The 21,834-nt window shown below is 49.5% G+C and carries 16 protein-coding genes; 8 read left to right on the top strand and 8 right to left on the bottom strand.

All coding sequences use genetic code 11. The features are described from left to right. The first annotated feature begins 5 nt into the window (after positions 1-5). The 4 genes from HHL17_RS10400 (at position 6) to HHL17_RS10415 (ending at position 4,806) form a co-directional block, all read left to right on the top strand. The gene (locus HHL17_RS10400) at positions 6-902 is read left to right on the top strand and encodes a hypothetical protein (protein ID WP_169224652.1); all 897 of its coding nucleotides are present in this window, start codon (positions 6-8) and stop codon (positions 900-902) included. A gap of 36 nt (positions 903-938) precedes the next feature. Beyond that, positions 939-1,715 (top strand): hypothetical protein, encoded by a 777-nt coding sequence (locus HHL17_RS10405; RefSeq protein ID WP_169224653.1) that lies wholly within the window; start codon positions 939-941, stop codon positions 1,713-1,715. 127 nt (positions 1,716-1,842) lie between these two features. Then, positions 1,843-3,837, top strand: coding sequence for an amidohydrolase family protein (locus tag HHL17_RS10410; RefSeq protein WP_169224654.1), 1,995 nt, complete (start codon positions 1,843-1,845; stop codon positions 3,835-3,837). A gap of 147 nt (positions 3,838-3,984) precedes the next feature. Continuing rightward, complete coding sequence (locus tag HHL17_RS10415) at positions 3,985-4,806, top strand: glycoside hydrolase family 16 protein (protein WP_169224655.1); 822 nt, start codon at positions 3,985-3,987, stop codon at positions 4,804-4,806. 109 nt (positions 4,807-4,915) lie between these two features. Here the strand turns inward: HHL17_RS10415 and HHL17_RS10420 are convergent, their stop codons facing one another. From HHL17_RS10420 to HHL17_RS10455, 8 genes are all read right to left on the bottom strand, one after another. Beyond that, positions 4,916-6,484, bottom strand: a complete 1,569-nt coding sequence (locus HHL17_RS10420) for a SusD/RagB family nutrient-binding outer membrane lipoprotein (protein WP_169224656.1) — start codon at positions 6,482-6,484, stop codon at positions 4,916-4,918. Between the two features lie 10 nt (positions 6,485-6,494). Then, positions 6,495-9,986 carry a SusC/RagA family TonB-linked outer membrane protein gene (locus tag HHL17_RS10425; RefSeq protein WP_169224657.1) on the bottom strand — a complete coding sequence of 1,164 codons (3,492 nt, stop codon included), beginning with the start codon at positions 9,984-9,986 and terminating at the stop codon, positions 6,495-6,497. Positions 9,987-10,143: 157 nt separating this feature from the next. Further along, positions 10,144-11,079: a FecR family protein gene (locus tag HHL17_RS10430; RefSeq protein WP_169224658.1), complete on the bottom strand. Its 936-nt coding sequence runs from the start codon at positions 11,077-11,079 to the stop codon at positions 10,144-10,146. Positions 11,080-11,198: 119 nt separating this feature from the next. Further along, the gene (locus tag HHL17_RS10435; protein WP_169224659.1) at positions 11,199-11,786 is read right to left on the bottom strand and encodes an RNA polymerase sigma-70 factor; all 588 of its coding nucleotides are present in this window, start codon (positions 11,784-11,786) and stop codon (positions 11,199-11,201) included. A 127-nt stretch (positions 11,787-11,913) separates the two neighbouring features. Next, positions 11,914-13,374: a RagB/SusD family nutrient uptake outer membrane protein gene (locus tag HHL17_RS10440; protein ID WP_169224660.1), complete on the bottom strand. Its 1,461-nt coding sequence runs from the start codon at positions 13,372-13,374 to the stop codon at positions 11,914-11,916. Between the two features lie 24 nt (positions 13,375-13,398). After that, the gene (locus HHL17_RS10445) at positions 13,399-16,734 is read right to left on the bottom strand and encodes a TonB-dependent receptor (protein WP_169224661.1); all 3,336 of its coding nucleotides are present in this window, start codon (positions 16,732-16,734) and stop codon (positions 13,399-13,401) included. A gap of 166 nt (positions 16,735-16,900) precedes the next feature. Further along, positions 16,901-18,079 (bottom strand): FecR family protein, encoded by a 1,179-nt coding sequence (locus HHL17_RS10450; RefSeq protein WP_169224662.1) that lies wholly within the window; start codon positions 18,077-18,079, stop codon positions 16,901-16,903. Positions 18,080-18,130: 51 nt separating this feature from the next. After that, positions 18,131-18,739: an RNA polymerase sigma factor gene (locus HHL17_RS10455; RefSeq protein ID WP_169224663.1), complete on the bottom strand. Its 609-nt coding sequence runs from the start codon at positions 18,737-18,739 to the stop codon at positions 18,131-18,133. A gap of 293 nt (positions 18,740-19,032) precedes the next feature. On the opposite strand from HHL17_RS10455, the gene HHL17_RS10460 reads away from it, so the two are divergent. From HHL17_RS10460 to HHL17_RS10475, 4 genes are read left to right on the top strand one after another with little or no spacing between them, the layout of a single operon-like run. Continuing rightward, on the top strand, positions 19,033-19,434 hold the full coding sequence (locus tag HHL17_RS10460) for a VOC family protein (RefSeq protein WP_169224664.1): 402 nt from the start codon (positions 19,033-19,035) through the stop codon (positions 19,432-19,434). A gap of 30 nt (positions 19,435-19,464) precedes the next feature. Beyond that, complete coding sequence (locus HHL17_RS10465; protein ID WP_169224665.1) at positions 19,465-20,514, top strand: metallophosphoesterase; 1,050 nt, start codon at positions 19,465-19,467, stop codon at positions 20,512-20,514. Continuing rightward, entirely contained in the window at positions 20,511-21,203 is a 693-nt protein-coding gene (locus HHL17_RS10470; protein WP_169224666.1) for an SH3 domain-containing protein, read from the top strand. The genes HHL17_RS10465 and HHL17_RS10470 overlap by 4 nt, the downstream gene beginning before the upstream one ends. Before the next feature lie 38 nt (positions 21,204-21,241). Beyond that, positions 21,242-21,826 (top strand): GrpB family protein, encoded by a 585-nt coding sequence (locus tag HHL17_RS10475; protein ID WP_169224667.1) that lies wholly within the window; start codon positions 21,242-21,244, stop codon positions 21,824-21,826. Positions 21,827-21,834 lie beyond the last annotated feature (8 nt).

The following is a 21,834-nucleotide window of genomic DNA, read 5'->3' on the forward strand; positions in this document are numbered from 1 at the left end:
CAACTATGAAGTATTTAGCACTGATACTGCTTATCTGTTGTATATCCTGTGGAAACAGCCAACGAGAAAACAAAACACCATCTGCAGATACCACTGGTATAGTCGGTGTGCCTGCCTGTAGCACAGAGGAAGAAACACTGAAGAAAATTGCTGCGCTGCCGGAGGTAAAAGAGGCACAAAAACAGATTGATTCCATCTCCAACCACACCCATGGAGTATCTTATATCACCCATGTGGATACGATTGACCATAAATATTATTACAAAATCGAAGTGGGCTATGAAAGTAGTATCAGAAGAGAAAATTATTTCATTTTTTATGTAGAAAAAGGGGATTGTAATAATATCCGGGTATGGGAACCGGTTGCTGGCAACATTGTTCCATTGGAGGACTGGAGAAAGACGCAGGCTGTCCAAGCGGAATCAGGTAGACAGTCGTCTGTGAGTAAAGCTGCTACTGAGACAGAAATACCTGTGAAGCTGCCATTTGACTTTAAAGGGTACTATAAAACCTGTGTTTATCCTGGTAATGCGCAGCAATGCGGGGTGGACTACCCTTCTTATCCGGTGAACCAAAATAATACCTTGCAGCAGATATTGAAACAACAGATAAACAGAGACCCTGAAGATTATTTTAAACTTCCCGTAGTGGATAATGGTATCAAGGCATTTTTGGTTACCTATAAAGGGGACGTAGAACAGTATTATCTGATCACTATCTCCAGTAACGATCAGTTTATTTCCAAGATGTTGGTTGGGCAGGTAGAGGAAAATGCCTTATTATATTTTTCTATCGATCAGAATTTGTTAATCAGCCTTTATAAGGCATCCAATAATGAGGAAAAAGGAACACTGCAGAAGCAATACAAGATAGATGCTGCGGGTAGAATAAACGTTTTGTAAGATCAGACAGGGTGATCGTTACGAAGAAATCAAAGAATGAGAAAGTTACTATCGCTATTCATTTTCCTGTATGCCTGTAACGGAGCAGTGCAAAATAAGGCCGCTACTGACAGCACGGCAATAACCGTGAAGACCGACAGCGCGGCTGTTATTGCGGCTCCTGCCGCTAAACAGCTGACGGTTGAAGTGACCAGTATTACCCAACAGGAATTTGAACAGTACAAGAGCGCTTACCATAACCAGATAGAACGTGATTCACTAAAGTTCCCGGTCGTAAATGGTCAGATAACCGTCACCACAGATGGTGGAAAGGTAGTGTTGAAGAATAATGCGGGCGTACCACATGACGAAGACCGGTTGGACTATCAGTATGCAGGGTATCTAAAACCATTGAACAAATACCTGGTGAGGGTGAACGGGTACGAACACGGTTATTGCCTCGCCATCGATAAAACCACCGGAAAGCAGGACACACTGAGTAATATCCCCATGGTATCGCCGGATGGGAGATTGGTATTATGCAGTAAGTCCAATCCGTACGAAGAGTATGAGCATATTCCTCCTCCAACACAGGATATTAGTATCTATACGGTTGAAAACAATGTCATAAGAAAAGCTTTTCTGCAACCGTATGGTTGGCTGGAAAAGGAACTGTATTGGAAAGATAATCATACCGTTTACGTCAAGGCTTCCCGTGGCGAAGCGGAAAACGCTCCAGTTGACTATCTACAGCTGGTGGTAGTAACAGGAACGGGTACACGCCCTGCGGCAGGTACAGCTGCCAGTGCAGCCTGGAAAGGTACCCGCCGGTAAAAAAGAAATTTATCCGTTGGATAAGAAGTAGTGGGCATCTGGATAAGATGGTAATGGTGAAAGGAATAAAGCATGTAAATATTCCTTATATTTACTTTATTCTTTTCAACCAAAATGACTACCTCTTATGTTACCCGGTAATGCCATCTTCAGAACACTGCTGCTATTGGTTTTCAGCGCACCTGTATGTACGTTTGCGCAGCAGCGTGATACGATCAGATACTCTCTCATTTTAACAGGAAATATCAAAGGTGAAAAGAAGGTGATTGAAACGTCGCCCGGCACTTTTGAATCCTGGTACCAATATAACGACCGCGGCAGGGGTGACAGCCTGCATACCATCTACCATCAGGATAATGACGGATTTCCTACTTATATCCATGCAGTAGGGAAAGACTATTACAAAAAGCCAGTATCGGAAGATTTTTCGCTGACAGACGGTATAGCGAAATGGAAGAATGCCGCTGAGAATGAAACTAAACCTGTTTCCGGAAAAGCATATTATATATGCATGAATGGAGAGGGCGGAAACATGATCAAGGCGCTGAAAGCCAGTCATCATAAAATAAAATTATTGCCGTTTGGTGAAGCCTCGCTGGAAATAGTGTTGGAGCACAAAGTGGGCGACCGGAACCTGCAGTTATGCAAGGTTTCCGGGATATCTTTCACACCGGGATATGTATGGATAGATGAACAGGATAACGGCTTCGGCTATATCGGTGACTGGTTTTCAATGGTCCGTAAGGGTTATGAACCTTATGTAAAGGAATTGCTGGCGGTGCAGAAAAAGATTGAACGGCAGCAGGATAACAAGTTGGCGAGAGAGTTGCCGGAAAGAGTGGCCGGCGATATTCTGATCCGTGATGTAACGCTGTTTGATGCTGAGAAAGCTGCCCTTTTGCCACATACCGATGTGTTGATAGGTGCGGGAAAAATCAAAGCAGTGTCTGTCGGAAAACGACTCACCGCAAAGGCTGACAGGATAGTGGATGGAAGTGGTCAGACGCTGTTGCCTGGTTTCTGGGATATGCATGTGCACCTGGGGGATGGCCCTGAGGATATCATGCACGTTGCCGCGGGAGTGACGCATGTACGGGACATGGGTAATGATACCACATTGCTTACACTGAGAAAAGAAATTGATAACGGAGAACTGATAGGGCCACATCTGGAAGTCATCAGCGGTCTGATTGACGGCGCCGGGCCGATGGCAGCACCTACCGGCATGTTGATTCACAATGTGGAAGAAGGCAAACAGTTTATCCGCATGTTTGCCGACAAAGGCTACGACCAGATCAAATTTTACAGCTCTATCAAACCGGAGTGGTTAAAACCGCTGATAGCAGAAGCGAAGAAATATCATATGCGTGTATGCGGTCATATCCCTGCTTTCATGACAGCCGCGCAGGCCATAGAAGCCGGTTATAATGAAGTGACGCATATGAACATGCTCCTGCTTAACTTCTTCGGTGATACGATCGATACCCGTACCCCGCAACGGTTTGCTATTCCGGCGCAAAGGGCCGCTTCACTGGATTTGAACAGTCCGCAGGTGAAACAGTTCATCGCCCTGATGAAAGCCCGGAATATCGCCTCTGATCCTACGCTGGTGGCATTTGAGCCGATGCTGACCGGCAGGGACGGCGTACTGGAAGAAAAAAACAAAGATATCATCACACATTTCCCGGTACAGATACAACGCAGCATGCGTGCGGGAGGCCAGGGCATACCCGTTCCGCCGGGAATGGACTCCACCTATATTCAGTCATTCGGCGCCTTTTTGAAACTGACCAAACTGTTATATGACAACGGTATCCGGATTGTTGCCGGTACAGATGGTGCGGCGGGATTTGACTATCAGCGGGAACTGGAGCTTTATGTTAAAGCGGGTATCCCGGCAGAGAAGGTGCTGCAGCTGGCTACTTTTGGGACTGCGGAATATACCGGCAAAAGTAAAGACCTGGGAAGTATCAAAGTGGGGAAAACAGCAGATATGGTGCTGGTGGCAGGAGACCCGGTGAAAAATATCAGCAATGTCCGGAAAACGAAACTGGTCATTAAAAACGGCGTGATCTACGATCCTGCGAAGTTGTATAAGGCGATTTCGGTGGTGCCGTTTTAGTAGGTATGTTAATCGATAGGTTTGGTGTTGATAATAACCAGTTCGATCGTAATCAAAGACACTGAAGATCCACGTTAAGAGGGCATCCTTTATGAGGGTAATCCTACCGTTGACAAGTATTTTTTCATCCTGTAAAAATATATCCGAATGAAAAACCATTTTTCAACTTCAACCAAAAGCATTGCAATTATAGCACTGAGTGCTATACTGTTTGCATCCTGTCAGAAAAGTATGATCAAACCGGAAGATAACGCCTCCGCTAAAAGGCTGCCTGACGATAAACCCGCTACCACTTTGATAGCAAGCACCATTAACTTCAGCGGCTATACGTGGACAGTGCGTTCTACCTCCTCCGGCACCCAGGGTCCGGGGCCTAATTACTGGAACAGCAATAATGCGTGGCTGGATGCAAACGGCCACCTTCATCTTAAAATGCAGAAAGATGCGCAGGGGCGCTGGAGCTGCGCCGAGGTGACCAGCAACAACAACTTTGGTTATGGTACCTACCAGTGGAAAATTGAATGTGATCTGAACATTATTGACAGGAACATAGTATTGGGACTGTTTAACTACTCCGGACAGGATGGTTACGACGAACAGGATATAGAACTTTCCCGCTGGGGTAATCCCTCTGCAGGGCAGTTCAATTACACGGTTTATCCAGCGCAATCCGGTGTACGTTACAATAATGTTCACTGGGAATCACCCAATATTGCGATGAACGGTACCTACAGCACGCATCGGTTCACGCGTTACAGGACAGATAGTATCGTGTATGAAAGCCAGCACGGGCACTACGATGCGGGCAGCACTATTGCCAGGAAAAAATTCACGTCTTCAGATATTAAACTGTCGGCACTGAATATGCCCATACTCATGAACCTCTGGTTGATGAACGGTGCCGCGCCTGTCAATGGCCAGTCATATGAAGTGATCATTCACGAATTTAAATTCACCCCTCTGCCCTGATAATAATAGAATACTGATTTAATGTAAAGGAGCTGTCTCAAAAGTAATTTGAGGCAGCTCCTTTCCTTTTGAGCGTCTCATTTATTTTTGAGACGTCCCCTGTTTATTTTTATGGCTTCAGCATCCACATCACATCATTTCGGGTATCAGACCCGCCAAACTGCCGCTTAAGGGCATCCTGGAGATTGGCTTTGTTGTTCTGGTATTCCGACTGGGGATAGATGAACCGTGTAGGTATTTTTCCACCGTTCTGGTTAGACGGGCCTACTGAAAATACGGGGACGCCTGTACGACGGTAGTTGTAATAAGCCTGCCACCCGGCGTTATTGAAGAAGGCCACATATTTCTGTGTGAGTATCTGCTTCAGGCCTGCATCGTTGTTGCCGGCATATTGCAGGAGCGGTTGCGCGAGGAACGTGGCGATATCTGCATCGCTGACGCCATAGAACTTCATAGAGGCGGTGATGCCGTCTTTGTAGTGCTGGGCAGCGTCGCCGCCAATCCAGCCACGGGTGATGGCTTCAGCGATCAGGAAATGTGTTTCAGCCGCGCCCAGCTGGATATTGGGCACACCGGCAGGACTGCTCAGCCAATAGCTGATATTGAACGTGCTGTATTTGCCTTTGTTGATATCGATATAGATCTGGTCCTGACGATCGCCGGTATTGGCGCCTTTGTAACGGGCAAAAGGATTGCCGGGAACGGCGGGCAGTGAATCGGCAGGAGCGGCCACGATGAACACACGCGGATCGCGCAGGGAATCGAGGATGTTGATATAAGTACTGCCGAGCGCGTTTCTTTTGGCCGAGAGGATACCTACTTCCATCGGGTACAACGGATAGTTGTTGCTTTTCTGCGTGGCGTTGTAGTTCATCTGCAGGTTGTCCGCATTCTCCAGTATCAGCGGATATTTTTCCGGGTTGTTGATGATACGGTTAAAGCGTCCTTTCAGGTCGAGAGAAGGATCATTCTCTTTGATGCTCAGGTTCATCAGCTCGCGCAGATAGCAGGTGTTGATGGCTTTTCTCCATTTCAGCAGGTTGCCGGCGTAGAAGATATCACCGTCAACGGTAGCTTTGGCGTTACGTTGTGTGATTGCTGCAAGGGAGTCGTTGGCTTCTTCCATCCATTTGAAACATTGCAGGAACACGTCTTTCTGTGCATCGTAGCGGGGGGCGTAAATACCGTCGGTAGCGCCTTTGATGGCTTCTGACATGGGGATGTCGCCCATCTGCGAAGTCATGGACAGGAAGTAGAACGTGCGGATGAACTTATTAACGGCATAATAAGGTGCAGCCAGCGCGGCGCCCTGTTTGGCGGCTTCGATGTCCAGCTGCGCGGCGTTACGGAGACTGCCATAGTAGCTGGCGCCGTTATCCCAGGAGTAGTCCTGGCTGCCGTAGTAGTCGTGGCCGAGTACGAGGAACTGATTGCTCATATGGGTATAGTTCCACGGACTGTTGCTCATATCGCCACTAAGGTCACTGCCGGAGCTGAAGCCACCTTTAGCGGAGCCCTGTCCGCCGATCATATCCATTTCCAGCCCTGTCAGCAATAGTTTGGGTGTACCTACCACAGACACGTTAGGGTTTACCCGCAGGTCGTCAAAGTTTTTACAGCCTGTCATGGCCAGTGGCAGCAGGCAGGCGGCTAATATATTTCTGGTTGTACGGTTCATGTCTGATTTTTTAGAAAACAAGGTTGATGTTGAAACCTACACTGCGGGTGGAAGGCATTTCCAGTCCTGCATTCTGGTCTATCCATTGGTCTACGTCGATATCTCTCACTCCTTTATGTGCCAGATAATACAGGTTACGGCCCACTACGGAGATGCTGGCCCTGTTGATTATTTTGGCCTGTTTCAACAATGTGGATGGTAGGTTGTAGGTCAGCACCACTTCCCGTATTTTCAGGTAAGAGCGGTCGTACAGGTTGGTGATGGCATTACCGTAGTAGTTTTTAGACCATGTTTGCCACAGCACCGGGGTGGTGTTGGGAGCAAACTTACGGGTGTCGGAAATCACGTTGCCATCGCCGTCTACCTGCAGGGAGCCACTGGTCACCTGCATGCCTTCTGGTACATAGGTGCCTTTATAGCCAGCGGTGTTGCGGTTGTCCCAGTCGGCCTGGCGGTATTGGTTAGCGGAAAGCGGATGGTTGCCACCCTGCCACATTTTCTGATCGAGGTAGTTGATGATCTTACCACCATAACGACCATCGACCTGTATTCTCAGGGAGAGATTTTTATAGGAGAAGGTGTTGATCACACTGGCTACCCATTTGTCGTTGGCATATCCCACCATAGAAAGATAGGAATTGGAGCGTGGCTGCCCGTTGGAACCCAATACCAGCTTGCCGTCGGGCGTACGCTGGAAGTCAGTCATGAAGATCTGGTCCATGCGTTCGCCGATTTTTACACGATTGTATACGTTGAGTGTGTCGTATACTTTGTTGAGGTACTTTTGGTAGGTGGACCAGTTGATCAGCACATCCCAGTTGAAGCCGCTCGCGGAGCGGACAGGCGATGCGTTCAATGATATTTCGATGCCTTTGCGCATGGTTACCAGACCGTTCAGTTGACGGGTCTTAAAGCCAGATCCTTCAGAGATGGTCGGGTAGAATATCTGTGGGCCGTCCAGTGTTTTGTAAACGGATACATCAAAACCGAGGCGGTTGTTGAGCAGGCGGATATCGGTACCTACTTCATATGATTTACTGAAAGCCGGTTTGATATTGGGATTGTAGAGGATATCACCAAATACTTCAGCAGGATTGCCATCCCAGCGGCTGCCTACGGAGTAGCTGGGGTAGAGGTTGTATTTGGCAGTGCCATCATCGTTCACCATGTCGCCGCCTACGTTGGCATAAGAGGCGCGCAGTTTCCAGAAAGAAATAGCTTTCGGCAGGTGCAGGATGTCTGACATCACAGCACTCAGGGAAACGGACGGATAGAAATAGGCGTTCTTGTTAGCAGGTAAGGTGCTGGATTGGTCCATACGGCCGGTCATCCCCAGGAAGAGATAATCGCGGAAGGAGAAATCCACAGAGGCATAGGCGCTCTTCACCTGACGGCTGTTTTTGGTGGAGGTGGCGCCTGGCGGGTCCACGCTGTTGTCCACGGTCCACAGTTGCGGCAGCAGCAAACCGTTGTTCGTATGTGCATACAGGCGGCTGTATTTCACAGTGCGGAGGTTACCACCGGCGGAAGCTTTCACATCGAAAGCCTTACCGATTTTATTGTTGTAGCTCAACAGTACATCGGTATTGTTATCCCAGTACGTTTCGCCTGATTCATTGTAACCACCTTTGATGAAATAGCCACCATCGCCGGAACGGTAAGAGCCGGAGATAGGGTAACGTTTGTTTTCGGAAAGGTCGTAAGCGCTGACGTTGGTGCGGAAGTAGCCGCTCCAGTGGTCGTTGAAGGTGTAGTTCAGTTTGATGTGGCCGTACAGGTCATTTTTGTAATAACCGTGCAACGCTTCGTATGCGGTGAGGTATGGGTTGGTATATTGATACGACTCAAAGTTGCGTTGTTGTATGCCTTCTTTACCAGGCATCCAGTAGTTTTTGAGATCGCGGATATCATAGTCGGCGCCGCTCCACAACATCAGTGTGTAGATAGGGCTGGACGGCTGATAGGTGGCATCGGGATAGTTAGGCGTATACTGCTTGTCATAGTTGATAGCGGTAGACAGCGTCATTTTTTTGCTGACGTTCAGGGTGCCGGAAAAATTTACGTTGGTGCCGCCCAGTTTGGTGTTGGGCACTGCGCCTTTCTGATACAGTTGCGTTACAGACATACGCATATTGCCTTTGTCATTGTTGGCAGAGATAGCGATGTTGTTGGATGACAGCAGGCCTTTACGGAGGAAGTTGCGGAGATTGTCATGGCCGCGGCGCTGCCACGGAATAGGTACTAATTTGCCGGTCTGCGGGTCTATCGGGCTGTTATACTGCGGAATGAGCTGCCCTTCAAATTTAGGCCCCCAGATGTCGTAATCGGCATCGTTGGTGCCGCCGCCCATGCCATCTACATATTCATACTGGAAGTTGGAGCCGGGGCCATATTCTTCCTGTTTGGTAGGGATGGCGAGGAAGCCCATCTGGAACTGGGTGCTGGAGTTCAGTTCCACGGAGATGCCTCTTTTATCGGTGGTACCTTTTTTAGTGGTGATGAGGATAGCGCCGTTCTGTCCCTGGGAACCATAGAGGGCTGCGGCGTTAGGGCCTTTGAGCACGCTGTAGGATTCAATATCGTCCGCACTGAGGTTCCACGAGTCGGAGTTGATAGGCACACCGTCTACCACGATCAGCGGTTTCACACCTCTCAGATAGATGCCCGGATTTTGAAACAAGCGTGTAGGCGTGGTGATCACCAGGCCAGACACTTTACCGGCCAGAGAGTTCACCGCATTCGGTTCGCGGGCTTTCACGGCTGTTTCTCCTTTTACTTCCTGTACTGCGTAACCAAGGGCTTTTTTCTCTTTCTTGATGCCGAGGGCTGTTACCACTACTTCATCCAGTTTTTTCTGGTCTGTTTGTAGCTGCACATGTATGTTGGCGCTGCCTTTAACGGCAACTTCGCGTGGTTCATAACCAATGAAGCTGATGAGGAGGACAGCGTTTTTGTCACTTACTGCAAGGCGGAAACGGCCGTTCTCATCGGTGCTGGCGCCGTTGTGGGTACCTTTTTCCAGTACGGTAACTCCGGGCAGTCCATTGGTGCCATCGGTGACGTTGCCGGTGATGACAAATTTTTCCTGTGCCGTACTGTTGCTGCTGCTACCATTGCCGGTAGTGGTTTTGGTGTTGCGTACAGAGATGATCACCTGGTCACCCTTGATGGTATACTCAAACCTGTCGGTGGGGAAAAGTTTGGTCAGCACCTCTTTCAGCGGTTGAGCATCGATGTTCAGGTTGATTTCCCGGGGTGGGAGCATGCTGACATCATAGGCAAAAGACAGGCGTGTCTGTTTTTCGATCTGTGAGATCACTTCTGTTATACTGGCCCTGGTCATATGTAGGGACACCTTTGGATTTTCGGGGTCCTGCTGCCGGGCGGTGACGCCGGCATACGCCAGGTGATGCCACGCCAGCAGGGAGCCGGTCAGTAACAGGCAAAGGAGTTTCCTGCCTCCGCGACGGCGCGGTGGCATGCTTAGTAGCACTCTTTTCATTAGAGCTGGTTTTTTAGGTGAATAAGGTTCCACCGGATGCTTTTTCAGTGCATCCGCGATGGTTTGAAATGACGATTAAAATGGTTGTTGGTGTTGATGCCGGATAGCAGGAGCTGTTCACTGTTCGTTGCTTCGGCTGTAATTTTGGTTGCGTTTTTTACTGATGGAATTCAAGTGTTTTATGCTTTTTTGTAATGTTGACATTTAATGCTTTTCCGATTACGTCCAATACTTCGTCCAGTGGTTTATTATTAAAATTGGCCTGTAGCACTTTGTGTGATACCACGCTGTCTGTCACCACTACATCCAACTGGTAGTAGTTGGCCAGCACTACGGCTACTTCGCTGAGCGGCATCTGGTTAAACACCAGGTGGTTGGTTTTCCAGGCCAGCACATTAGCGGTGGAGGTGGATACCGGCTTGATGTCCGGTGTTTTGCCTGACGAGGTGACCTGTGCACCGGCATGCAGCACCATGCTCTTCCCGCTTTTGTTTTCCGCTTTCACGCTGCCGCTGGTGACGAAGATGTCCACTTGTCCGTTGGCCGACCGGTGCACATTAAAGGCTGTTCCCAGTACTTTAATGTCTACTGCTGCGGCGTGTACGGTAAACGGATTGTTCTGTTGTGGCGCTACTTCAAAATAGGCTTCTCCGTTGTCCAGCATCAGTTCCCGGCTGCCTTTGCCGTAGTTGCGCGCATAACGCAGGGTGGTGTTGGCATTCAGGAATACGCGTGAACCATCAGGCAGCAGCAGGCTGTCTTTGGCGCTGGTGGTGGCCAACGTTTTCCAGGTGTTGTGCAACCACCAGTTGTAGGATAACAGTCCTGCTACCAGTATGGCTGCGGCCCAACCGGTACGGATCAACAAACGACGGATGTTAGTGCGAGAGGTGGCGGGCGCGTCGTCTATATGCGGCTGCAGCTGTTGCCAGCTGTGCATACGCATTTCATCTGCTGCCTCTTCCATCTCAGGGGTAAGCTGCAGTGCTTCGACAACCAGTATGGTTTTAAACAGTTCAGGGTGCTGGTCCAAAAGGGCCTGCAATTCCTGTTCTTCCGCTTCGGAGGCTTCTCCGGACTGAATCCGGGCCACTAATTCCCAAATATTTTCAGGCAACATATCCTTGGTTCTGATAGCTCTGTCAAAAAGATGCCTCTGTGTATAAGGCAACCTGTTTATTCAAAAACCCCTAAAAGGAGTTAAAAAAAATTTCAGCTGTTTTTAGGTACGGTCATATCATGCAATTGCTCGTGCAGTTTTTTGATGGCGATGGCCATCTGGGCTTCTACCGTTTTGACGGAGATGTCCAGTATTTCCGCCACTTCCCGGTATTTCAGGCCATCTTCCCGGATAAGTTTAAAGACAAGGCGGCAACGGCCGGGCAGGGCATTGACGGCCTTCTCTATCTTCCTGACAGCTTCGGTGGAAAGATGTAACTGCTCGGGGGAAGGGGAAAACTGCAACAGCTCCGGCTGGATATCATCCAACGGATCGGTGGTGCTGCGTGCATTTTTTTTCAGATAGTTATAGGCGGTATTCCTGGTAGCGGTATAGAGATATACGCTTACTTTTTCCACTGCCGGCAGGGTGTGCCTGTTCTTCCAGGTCCAGAGCATAACGTCATTCACCACTTCTTCTGCCTGCTCCCGCGCACCCAGCAAGGTGCTGGCGAAGTGGAGAAGCCGGCTGGCATAGTGATGGTAAAAACTTGCAAAGGCAGACTGATCACCCTCGACCTTCATCTTTTCCCATAATTCTTTTCCCTGGTCATCCGGGAAATCACGATTTGGTTTTGGCATCTGGAACTCCATTTCACAAAGCCAAAATAGGGATTTTAGTTAACAGGTGCCGTTTTTTGAGCGGGGCGGGGAAAAACAAACGGTGCGAAAATAGCAGCGGCGCCTGTTTCCGGGCGCCGCTTACTTTTTAATATCCCTCGTTGTTAGGAGCGAGGTTGGGGTTTTTCTGTATCTCAATGGCTGGTATAGGATACCGTATATGGAAATCCTGGATGTTGTTGGCGATATACGTGTCTTCCGTGGCGGCGGCTGTTTTCACGGCAGCTACCAGTTTACCCCAACGGATCAGGTCCAGGCGGCGTTGTCCTTCTCCATACAACTCTACGGCACGCTCTCTGAACAGATAATTACGCATCTCCTGTTGCCCAAGGACGGCGGTGAATGCGCCGGTGGCGCCGAAGGCACGCTTGCGCACTTCGTTGACGGCCCATAGTGCTTTGTCTGCATCGCCGTTTTCATTGGCGGCTTCGGCCAGCATCAGTAACACATCAGCATAACGGAACACGTACATGTCCAGCCCGCCATCGTTGTCCTGCTGGGTATTGAGCCGCCAGAATTTCGGGCCGCTCCATGCTTTGATCTGCTCTACAGGATCTACCAGGAAAGGCTGATTGTTGTAACTGGTGGCGATAATAGACGCGCGGCGCTTATCGTTGGCCTCGATGGTGTTCACGAAAGTGGTGTACGGAATATAGGTGCCATACCAGGAGCGGCTAACAAAAGGACTTACGCCCACTTGTTTATGTGGCTGGTACCAGGCGGAATGGTCATGACCGTTCAATATCGGCTCAAAGTCTACCTCAAAAATAATTTCAGGGCCAAACTCGTTGGTCTCAGTGAAAACATCGGCATAGTTGGCCTGTAATACATAGGTCTTGCTGTCTACAATATCCTGTGCTTTTTTCTGGGCGAGGTCCCATTTCTTTTGCCAGAGGTAAATTTTTGTCAGCAGTGTTTGTGCAGCGCCTTTGGTAGCGCGACCAACATCGGCGCCGGAATATTTGGCAGGCAGTTTACTTTCGGCATCTGTCAACGCTGCGATCAGGTTCTCCCGGATACCGGCGGCGGATACACGAGGAAGGCTCTGGGTGCTTTCGATGGCATAGTTGGTTTCGTCATAATACACCACATCGCCAAAGAGACTGGTGAGATAGTAGTAATACAATGACCGCAGAAATTTGGTTTCGCCGATAACACGGTCTTTCACCGCTTTGCTGACGCCGGCTGAATTGCTCACTTTATCGATTACCAGGTTAGCGTTGCTGATACCGCGGTACATGGTGGTCCAGATAGCGGAAGTATACCCGGGATTAAAGGAGGTAAGCTGGTACGTAGGTACGGGATCGTTGGCCCAGATACGGCCGCGGATAACATCGGTGCCTTCGTCGAGGGCGCGCCACAGGCTGCTCTTGAAAGCGCCGGAAGTACCCAGCCAGGAGTATACGCCGTTTACACCCAGGATGGCTTCTGCGTCGTTGGAATAAAAAGTATTGGTACCGATCGCGCTCTTCGGGTCTTCTACCAGCTGCTTCCCGCAGGAAGAGGCCAGCAACACACAGGCGCTAAAGAGGATATATATCTTTTTCATGTTGGTTGTCTGATTTCGGAGAGATTAAAGATCTATTTTGATGCCCGCTACATATGTCCTGCTTTGTGGATAGTTGGTCGCATCAAAGCCGCGTACGGTGGAGCTTCTGCCGTAGGCATTGGTTTCCGGATCGTAGTACGGATAGGAAGTGATCAGGAACAGGTTGGAACCGGATAGGTATACGTTGATGTTCTGAAACCAGCGTGCATGCACGGCTTTGGCAGGAATGTTATAACCCAGGGTGAGTGACTTCAGGCGCAGGAATGAACCATCGTATACCCAACGGGTATTCGGAATATAATCCCTTGAAAAAGCCGGTATGTCGGAGTTGGGATTTTGTGGAGACCAGCGGTTGACCAGTGTTTTATATTGATTGGACAGGAGATCGCCGGAATTATAGAAGGCGTCGGCGATGTTCATGATCTGGTTGCCTTCGGAATAGGAGATGTAAAAGTTGAGCGTAAACCGTTTGTACGTAAGGTTGTTGGCCATACCACCGAAGATGCGGGGATTGGCATCACCGATCACATGGTAGTCGTCCACGCTTAATTTGCCGTCGCCATTACGGTCTACGTACAACGCTTCGCCCAGCCTGGGCGTGGCATTGGGGGAAACGGCGCCGGGTATTTTGTCCAGCGTTTTACGGGTGCCGTAATAGTCCGCTCCCCAGAAGGTACCCACCGCATCGTTGAGGGTAAGGCGACTTACGTTGCCGGCGTAGGTGACGTTTTGCGTGAGGATATAATCCACCCCGCCGAGGTCTACTACTTTGTTTTTGTTATGGGCGATGTTAAAGGAAGTATTCCACTTGAAGTTTTTCCTGTCGATGTTAACCGTGTTGATCATCAGTTCTACGCCGGTGTTGCGGATAGCGCCAATGTTGGTGCGGATGCTGGAGTAACCGGTTTGTTCAGGCAGTTGTTTATTGTTGAGCAGATCGTTGGTGCGTTTGGTATAGAAGTCTGCTTCGATAGTGAGGCGGTTGTTGAAAAAACCTGCTTCGATGCCAAGGTCGTACTGACCAGTAGTTTCCCAGCGGAGATCGGCATTGCCGTAGTTGCCTTGTACATAACCGAGCGTGTTGTTATTGTTGCCCAGTATGTAACGGGAACCGGTGAGGGTAGGCAGTGAGCCATAAGGTGCAATAGCCTGGCTGCCTACTTTACCGTAAGAGGCGCGTAGCTTCAGGTTGGAGAACACGTTCAGGTTTTTGATGAACGGCTCTTCGATGGCGCGCCATGCCAGCGCCACGGCGGGGAAGAAAGCATATTTGTTGTTGACGGCAAAACGGGAAGAGCCGTCTACCCTGCCGGTAAGCGTCAACAGGTAGCGGTCTTTGTAGCCATAGTTGACGCGCCCCAGATAAGATACAATCGCAAACTGTGAATAAGACGAGTTGATATTAAACGTGCTTTGATCAGTGCCATTGAGGTTGTTGTATTCCATGCCGTCGGTGGGGTATTTGGAGCCTTGTGCACGCACATATTCTGTGTTGGCAGTTTGGAACGTCATACCGGCTACCGCATCGATGCGATGGTGTTTACGGAAAGTCTGGTTGTAGGATACGGTATTTTCCAGCAGGTACATCATGTCCTGTGTGGTAGCTACGCTGGCCACGCCGCCGCCATTACCGTTTTTAGCTACGGGAAGCTGACCGGAAGAGTAGGAGTTGTTTTTGGTGAAATTTAACTCAGTACCGAAAGAAGTTTTAAAGGTCAGGCTTTTGATCGGTTTATAGTTGATGGTCACATTGCCTAACAGGTTGTTCCTGCGGATAGGGTTGGAGATATAGGTGGCCTGCGCCAGCGGGTGGTTGAGGTTTCCGGAGCTGTATTCCCTTTTCAGCGCGAAGGTGCCATCGTCTTTATACACCGGCATGGTCGGTGCTACGCCCAGTGCGGAAGAGTAGTAGTCGAGGCCGCCGAGGGAAACGGGGTTGTTGTTGGTAAGGCCGCTGCCGGCGTTGAGGGTGGTGCTTACCTGTACTTTGGAAGATACGTTCCTGGAATAGTTCAACCTGAACTGGTAACGTTTGAAGCCGGAGTTGAGGATGATCCCTTCCTGGTCGGCATAGTTGCCGGAGATCATGTAGCTTGATTTGGCATCGGCGCCGGAGGCTTGTGCAGTGATGTTGTTCTGCCTGGCGGCACGGGTGATTTCTTTCTGCCAGTTGGTATTGGGTACATTGTTTACATCAGGATAGAAGGCCGGTTTCCCTTGTGAGGCCAGTTGGTCGTTGACCATCTGGGCGTATTCCGGTCCGCTCATCATGTCAATGAACTTCGGCAGTTCCTGGTAGCCGGAATTAACGTTAACGGATACACGATCTCTTCCTGCTTTTCCTTTTTTGGTGGTGATGAGAATAACGCCGTTGGAACCACGGGCGCCGTAGATGGCGGTGGAAGAAGCGTCTTTCAACACATCAATGGAGGCAATATCTTCCGGGTTAAGCAGGTTCAGGTTAAATTCATCGCCGGCGGCGATGATACCATCGATTACATATAACGGTTCGTTGGAAGCGCTGAGGGAGTTGCCGCCACGGATACGGATACTCGTGCCATCGCCAGGCTGCCCGCTGATAGACGTTACCTGCATGCCGGGCGCTTTACCTTGCAGCATCTGGTCCAGTGTGAGTATAGGCACGTTTTCAAAAGTTTCTCCTTTGATGGTGGCTACTGAGCCGGTAAGGTCTTTTTTGGATACCTGTCCGTAACCTACGACCACTACTTCATCCAGGCCGGTAGGTTTTTCTTTCAGCACTACGGTAAAGCCATCCTGGCCGCTGTAGGGGATTTCCTGTGTAACAAAACCCACATAGGAAACCACCAGTATCGCATTGTTGCCGGCATCTTTAAAGATAAATTCACCATTGGCATTGGTGGTGGTTACTGCGGTACTGCCTTTGATCCTGACAATAGCGCCCGGGAGACCGGTACCTTTTTCATCGGTGACTTTTCCTTTTACCTGGAGGAGGGTCAGCGGATGAAAGGGGGCCGGTTGTTTGGCGGTTACCACGATCACATTGTCTACGATGCTGTAGGCGAGGGGCTGGTCCCTGAAACACTCATCGAGCACCTGTTGCAGGGAGGCTTCCTTTACCTGTATACTGACAGGTTTTGTAAGGTAGAGGCTGGTATTTTCGAACCAGAAAAGATAGCGGCTCTGTTGTTCGATCTTTTTGAAAATACGCTCCAGTGGCACGTTCTGCTCAGACAACGTGAGTTGCTGGGCATAGCTGGCAGCGCTTAACTGCAAACAGGCTACGAGGAGTAAAAATACCGTCAGTTTCATGATCATCAGGATTTTGAAATGCTTCTTCCATTGTCCTTTTGGAGGAACATAAAGCGTAGAAAATTTCATACTTTTGAAAAGTTTGAGTGAAGTGTTTAATCGTCGTTGCAGATTGTTAACATGCGCTCAACAGGGCAGTTTTGAGAAAACAGCTCCCACCGGTAGTGTTACCAGCACTACCGGATTTTTTTTGAGCGGCATGAAAGGATCGTAGTGTTATTTCATGTCAGGTTTGTTAAGGTGTTACAATGATCTTCCGTCCGTCTATTGTAAAATGAATATTGCTTAGTTCGAGAATCTTCAGCACTTTGGAGACATTGGCGTTGCGGGGTATTTTACCCGTAAACTGCCGCTGTGGTATCTCTCCCTGGTAAACGATGTCCACATCGTACCAGCGGGCTATCTGCCGCATGATGCTGTGTATATCGGCATCGGAGAAAACGGTCATCCCGTTTTTCCAGGCAACCGCTGCTTCTGTATCGGCATCCCGCACCTGTATGCCGCTGCCAGTGATGGCTTCCTGACCGGGTTGCAGTACTTTACCTACATCACCTTTAGTAACGCGTACGGCACCTGTCAGCAGGGTGGTGCGGCTGTTTTTTTCATCGGCATAGGCCATGATGTTAAACTGTGTGCCCAGTACATCGATGGTGAAGTCATTTGCCTTCACGGTAAATGGTTGGGCATTAGGCATAGCGGCTACTTCAAAGTAGGCTTCCCCGTTAAGGCTGACGGTCCGCCTGCCGGCGCCGAAGGCAGCGGGGAATGTCAGGGAAGTGGCTGCGTTCAACCATACCCTGCTGCCATCGGGCAGATTCACCCGGTATTGGCCGCCTTTAGGCGTTTGGATGGTGTTGTAACCAGTGTCTGTTGATTGGTTATTACTGGTAATGGTATATGTCAGTTGACCGGTGCTGTTTTTATGAATGCTGACGCCTCCCTGGCTGGCAACAGTCCCTTCGGCAGTATCGTCCAGCACAATACGGGAGCCATTGGCCAGGGTGAGCGTAGCCTTGTTGCCACCGGCCGGAATGTCCTGGGTGGTGGTGTTGACGGCCGTAGGCGTGGGCAATGGGGCCGGCCGTGTAAGCAAATAAACGCCCCATAACAGCAACGCCAGCACGGCGGCTGCGGCAGGAATCCGGTACCAGGCGATGGTTTTCTTCCGTGGCGTGGGCACTGTGGCGCTGCCCAGCTGTTGCTGCAACAGTTGCCATTGCTGTCGGGCCTCCTGTTGTTGTGAGGCGGCGGCTAGCGCTATTACCAGCGGTTTGAGGGCTGCGGCTTCCCTGGCCAGCATCGGGTCCTGACGAAGCCGTTCTTCCCAATACTGTACGTCAGCGGCATTGCGCTGCAGGCAGTAGTTGATGAATTGCTCGTCATGCACGAGGTAAGAGAAGTCATTTTCAGACATATGTCATCCGCTGTTTAATCAATAGAGCAGGAAAAAAATCATTTTCACTACTCAGCGAGAAAATAAAATGTGAGAGAAAAAAAGAAGGTAGATCAAAGCCGTGATCAACTCTTTGTTGATACTGGTTTTCAGCTTGTCCAGCGTTTTGTAGATGGTATTGTAGACCGTGTTGACAGACACGCCATTGGCGGTGGCTATCTCGGCATAGGAAAGGTTGAGGAAAAATTTCTGGTAGATCATCTGCCGTTGCCGCGATGGAAGGTTCTCCAGCTGCCGGTTGATGGTTTGGTACAGCTGCGCTCTCTGTTCCTTTGCTATCAGCTGCTCTTCGGCGGAGTCGGACAGCAGCCAGTCGGGCGCTTCTGCTGTCATCACGGTGGCGTCTATAGCTGGACTGTCCTGCCGGAACAATGCCCGCAGGAAGATGGTCACGATATAGTTATGGAAATGTGCTACCTGCTGTAGTTTATGCCGGCCTTCCCACAGTTTCAGGAAAACATCGTTGATGATGTCTTTTACCTGTTCGCTGTCAAACCCTTTTTTCAGGCCCAGGTAAGACAGGTAATGGTAATAGTGCATGTAGATGCTGTAGAAAGCCTCCTGGCTTTCCTGTGTTGCAAATTCCCCCCATTCTTTCTTTAAATCTTTTCCTGAGATCATGAACTGCGATGCGCCTTTAAAGAAAAAACAAAAAATAAAAGTAGTATGTCCACTGGCATATTTTCCTACCGTGCGTTAGTCTTAACAGAAACTTTACATGACCGGGTTGACGGCGGTCCGTGGCTTCATTGTTCGTTTTCCATTCCCTTAAAACGTGGTTACTGACTGCCATAATACGACAAATAATCCGGTATTTTTATACCCGAACCTGCCAGTGTACCGGAAGAACCTTTATTTATACCATTTACAGCCCTTTCTCCCGTTTTACATTTGATCATTAAAATGATCATCATATGAAAGTAAAGGAATTACGTCTTGTATTGACTGTCGATAACCTGGAAGAAATCATCCGGTTTTACCGGGATACTGTTGGATTACCAGTTTCCAAATCGTGGAATGAAGAAACCGGCAGCGGTATTATACTGGAAGCCGGCAAAGCCTCACTGGAGCTGATTGATGCGAAACACGCCGCCACTATCGATGCTATCGAAGTAGGCCGCCGGGTGGCCGGTCCGGTACGCCTGGCCCTGAATGTGGGAAAGGACATTGAAACGGCCACGGCTACACTGACAGCAGCAGGGGCGGAGGTCATCAGTCCGGTCACAACAGCGCCCTGGAGCCGGGTGTCGCGTCTGAAAGACCCGGCAGGCATGCAGCTTACGCTGTTTGAAAAATCGACGTTGTTGGAGGAATAACTGTATCTTGCGGCGTATATCCCTGACAGTATGAAAACAGCCCGTCATTTTATCATTGGAGATATCCATGGTTGCTTTGATGAGTTGATGATGTTGACCCGGAAAATTGGCCTTACAGACGATCATGTGTTAATCTCCCTGGGCGATATTGTGGACCGCGGCAATAAATCAAAAGAAGTATATCATTATTTCAGGAACAGGCCCCGTTCTGTTGTGTTGATGGGCAACCATGAACGTAAACACCTGAATGGGGTGCTCAACTATGCGCAGGACATCGTGAAACTGCAACTGGGAGAGGAGTACCCTGCATTTCTGGAATGGGCGGCGCAATTGCCCTACTATTTCGAAACCCCGGAGGCCATCATTGTTCACGCGGCCCTGGAAAACGGTGTGCCGCTGTCTGCACAGCGGGAAGACGTGCTTTGCGGCGCTACCGCCGGCGAAAAATACCTCGAAAAAAGATACCCGGAAGGAACTTATTGGTCGGACCATTACACCAGTGAAAAACCGGTCATTTATGGGCATCACGTAGTCGGCGATCAAATCAAGGTCAGTAACAATACTTACGGTATTGATACCGGTTGTTGTCATGGTGGTTATCTCACCGCGATAGAACTGCCCGGCTTTATTGTGCATCAGGTGAAATGTGAGACAGACTACTGGAAGGTGGCACAAAAAGAATGGCAGGTGCCGGTGTTGCAGGCGAAAGACTGGGCTGGTATGGAGCTGACGGCCATCCGGCGGCAGCTGGATAAACTGGCGTACATAGAAGAACCGGCAGCCAGACAGTACCTCGATCAGCTTCACCAAGGCCTCGGCCAGCTGGAGGCACTGTTCCCGGTGCTGAAGGAACAACTGGATGCATTTGCCACGCGGCTGTTGGAAAATGGCCGGGAGGCATTCAGCCGGGAGGCGAACACCTATCCATTCAAAACATATTTATTTAAAAGCAGTAATCATAACCTGAAAGTGGAGGATTTACAGAAAAGCTTGCTCACGCCGGAAAAAATCAATCAACTGGCAGGGGCGCTGGGGGTAACGCCTGTTGAGTTTCCACCTTTCGTTAATACAGTAAGATGAAATATATCGGCTCATTGATGTTATTGTTAGCGGGAATGCAGGCGCAGGCCCAGTTTGGTATCATACAGGACAAGGATGGTTACACCAATGTAAGAGAGGGTGCAGGCATCTCCCGGAAAATAGCAGACAAGGTAGCAAATGGCGAAATCGTTTATACGTGGGAGAAGCAGGGAGAATGGTTTGATATCAATTATCGCCGGAATGGTGAAATACAGGGAGGATTTGTGCATAATTCCCGTATAAAAATGATAGACTCTTTTGACAAAATCAAAGTAAGGCAGGAGAGTACCACTAATATGGTGTTTCAGCAGGATTCTGTGACCGTGATGTTTACGACCAGGCCATTTGTAGAAAAAGCCCACCAGATAGGTCATAGTAAAACTGACGATGGTTATCCGATTGTAGACAAGATAGACGGTAAACAATTTTATGGCTGTGATGGCGGCCTGCCTTCCCGTGAATACAATACGTTCACCATACAAATCGGGAACCGTGCCGTGGTAGTACCGGACAAGGCTATACGCGATTTGTATCAGCCGAACCCTGAACTGACCACTGTGTATTACGACCGTAAAAACGACCGGCTTTATATTGCTGCTACCAATAGTGATGGCGCTGGCAGTTATGAGGTGCTGCTACAGTTCGATCGTGGCGTATACACCCGGAGAGCTATTTTCTACGGATTTTAGTGGCCGGCCTAACCGGAAAATTGAGGATCTTTACAGCCATGGAAAACAGAACGATCACCGTAGTGCCTTATTCCGCTGAATGGGCTGATACTTTTGAACGACTGGCCGGCATCTACCGGGCGCAGCTGGGGCATCTGATCAGCGGGGTTGAGCATGTAGGCAGTACTTCCGTACCCGGACTGGCAGCAAAACCTATCATCGATATTGATATTCTCATACAAACGTCTGCTGGCTTACTGCCGGTAGTGGCTATTTTGGAGCAACTGGGATATACCTGGAGAGGTGATCTGGGCATCCCCGGCAGAGAGGCCTTCGGCAGGAATGCGGACACAGCCCCGCTGGATGGCAGCAGTACTTCATGGCCGGCGCACAATTTGTATGTTTGTGTAGAAGGGTGTGTAAGTCTGAAAAACCATTTACAGCTGCGCAATTACCTGCGGCAGCATCCCGAGGCGGCCCGGCAGTATGGTACGCTCAAACAGGAACTGGCAGTAAAATACCCCAACGATATTGACAGCTATGTGGAAGGGAAAACAGCCTTCATTACGGGAATACTGGCGCACACAGGCATGGAAGCGGACGCACTGAAAAACATTACGGCACAGAACAAGGCAACAAAGTAAAGATAGAT

Origin of the sequence: Chitinophaga fulva (assembly GCF_012927205.1) — a bacterium.
Classification (GTDB): Bacteria; Bacteroidota; Bacteroidia; order Chitinophagales; family Chitinophagaceae; genus Chitinophaga; species Chitinophaga fulva.

Excerpts from the sequence above, each read along its gene's own strand:
- HHL17_RS10470 (WP_169224666.1), top strand. The coding sequence starts at position 20,511 with ATGAAATATATCGGCTCATTGATGTTATTGTTAGCGGGAATGCAGGCG.
- HHL17_RS10415 (WP_169224655.1), top strand. The coding sequence starts at position 3,985 with ATGAAAAACCATTTTTCAACTTCAACCAAAAGCATTGCAATTATAGCA.
- HHL17_RS10445 (WP_169224661.1), bottom strand. The coding sequence starts at position 16,734 with ATGAAATTTTCTACGCTTTATGTTCCTCCAAAAGGACAATGGAAGAAG.
- HHL17_RS10425 (WP_169224657.1), bottom strand. The coding sequence starts at position 9,986 with ATGAAAAGAGTGCTACTAAGCATGCCACCGCGCCGTCGCGGAGGCAGG.
- HHL17_RS10420 (WP_169224656.1), bottom strand. The coding sequence starts at position 6,484 with ATGAACCGTACAACCAGAAATATATTAGCCGCCTGCCTGCTGCCACTG.
- HHL17_RS10410 (WP_169224654.1), top strand. The coding sequence starts at position 1,843 with ATGTTACCCGGTAATGCCATCTTCAGAACACTGCTGCTATTGGTTTTC.
- HHL17_RS10435 (WP_169224659.1), bottom strand. The coding sequence starts at position 11,786 with ATGCCAAAACCAAATCGTGATTTCCCGGATGACCAGGGAAAAGAATTA.
- HHL17_RS10465 (WP_169224665.1), top strand. The coding sequence starts at position 19,465 with ATGAAAACAGCCCGTCATTTTATCATTGGAGATATCCATGGTTGCTTT.
- HHL17_RS10475 (WP_169224667.1), top strand. The coding sequence starts at position 21,242 with ATGGAAAACAGAACGATCACCGTAGTGCCTTATTCCGCTGAATGGGCT.
- HHL17_RS10405 (WP_169224653.1), top strand. The coding sequence starts at position 939 with ATGAGAAAGTTACTATCGCTATTCATTTTCCTGTATGCCTGTAACGGA.
- HHL17_RS10455 (WP_169224663.1), bottom strand. The coding sequence starts at position 18,739 with ATGATCTCAGGAAAAGATTTAAAGAAAGAATGGGGGGAATTTGCAACA.
- HHL17_RS10440 (WP_169224660.1), bottom strand. The coding sequence starts at position 13,374 with ATGAAAAAGATATATATCCTCTTTAGCGCCTGTGTGTTGCTGGCCTCT.
- HHL17_RS10460 (WP_169224664.1), top strand. The coding sequence starts at position 19,033 with ATGAAAGTAAAGGAATTACGTCTTGTATTGACTGTCGATAACCTGGAA.
- HHL17_RS10400 (WP_169224652.1), top strand. The coding sequence starts at position 6 with ATGAAGTATTTAGCACTGATACTGCTTATCTGTTGTATATCCTGTGGA.
- HHL17_RS10450 (WP_169224662.1), bottom strand. The coding sequence starts at position 18,079 with ATGTCTGAAAATGACTTCTCTTACCTCGTGCATGACGAGCAATTCATC.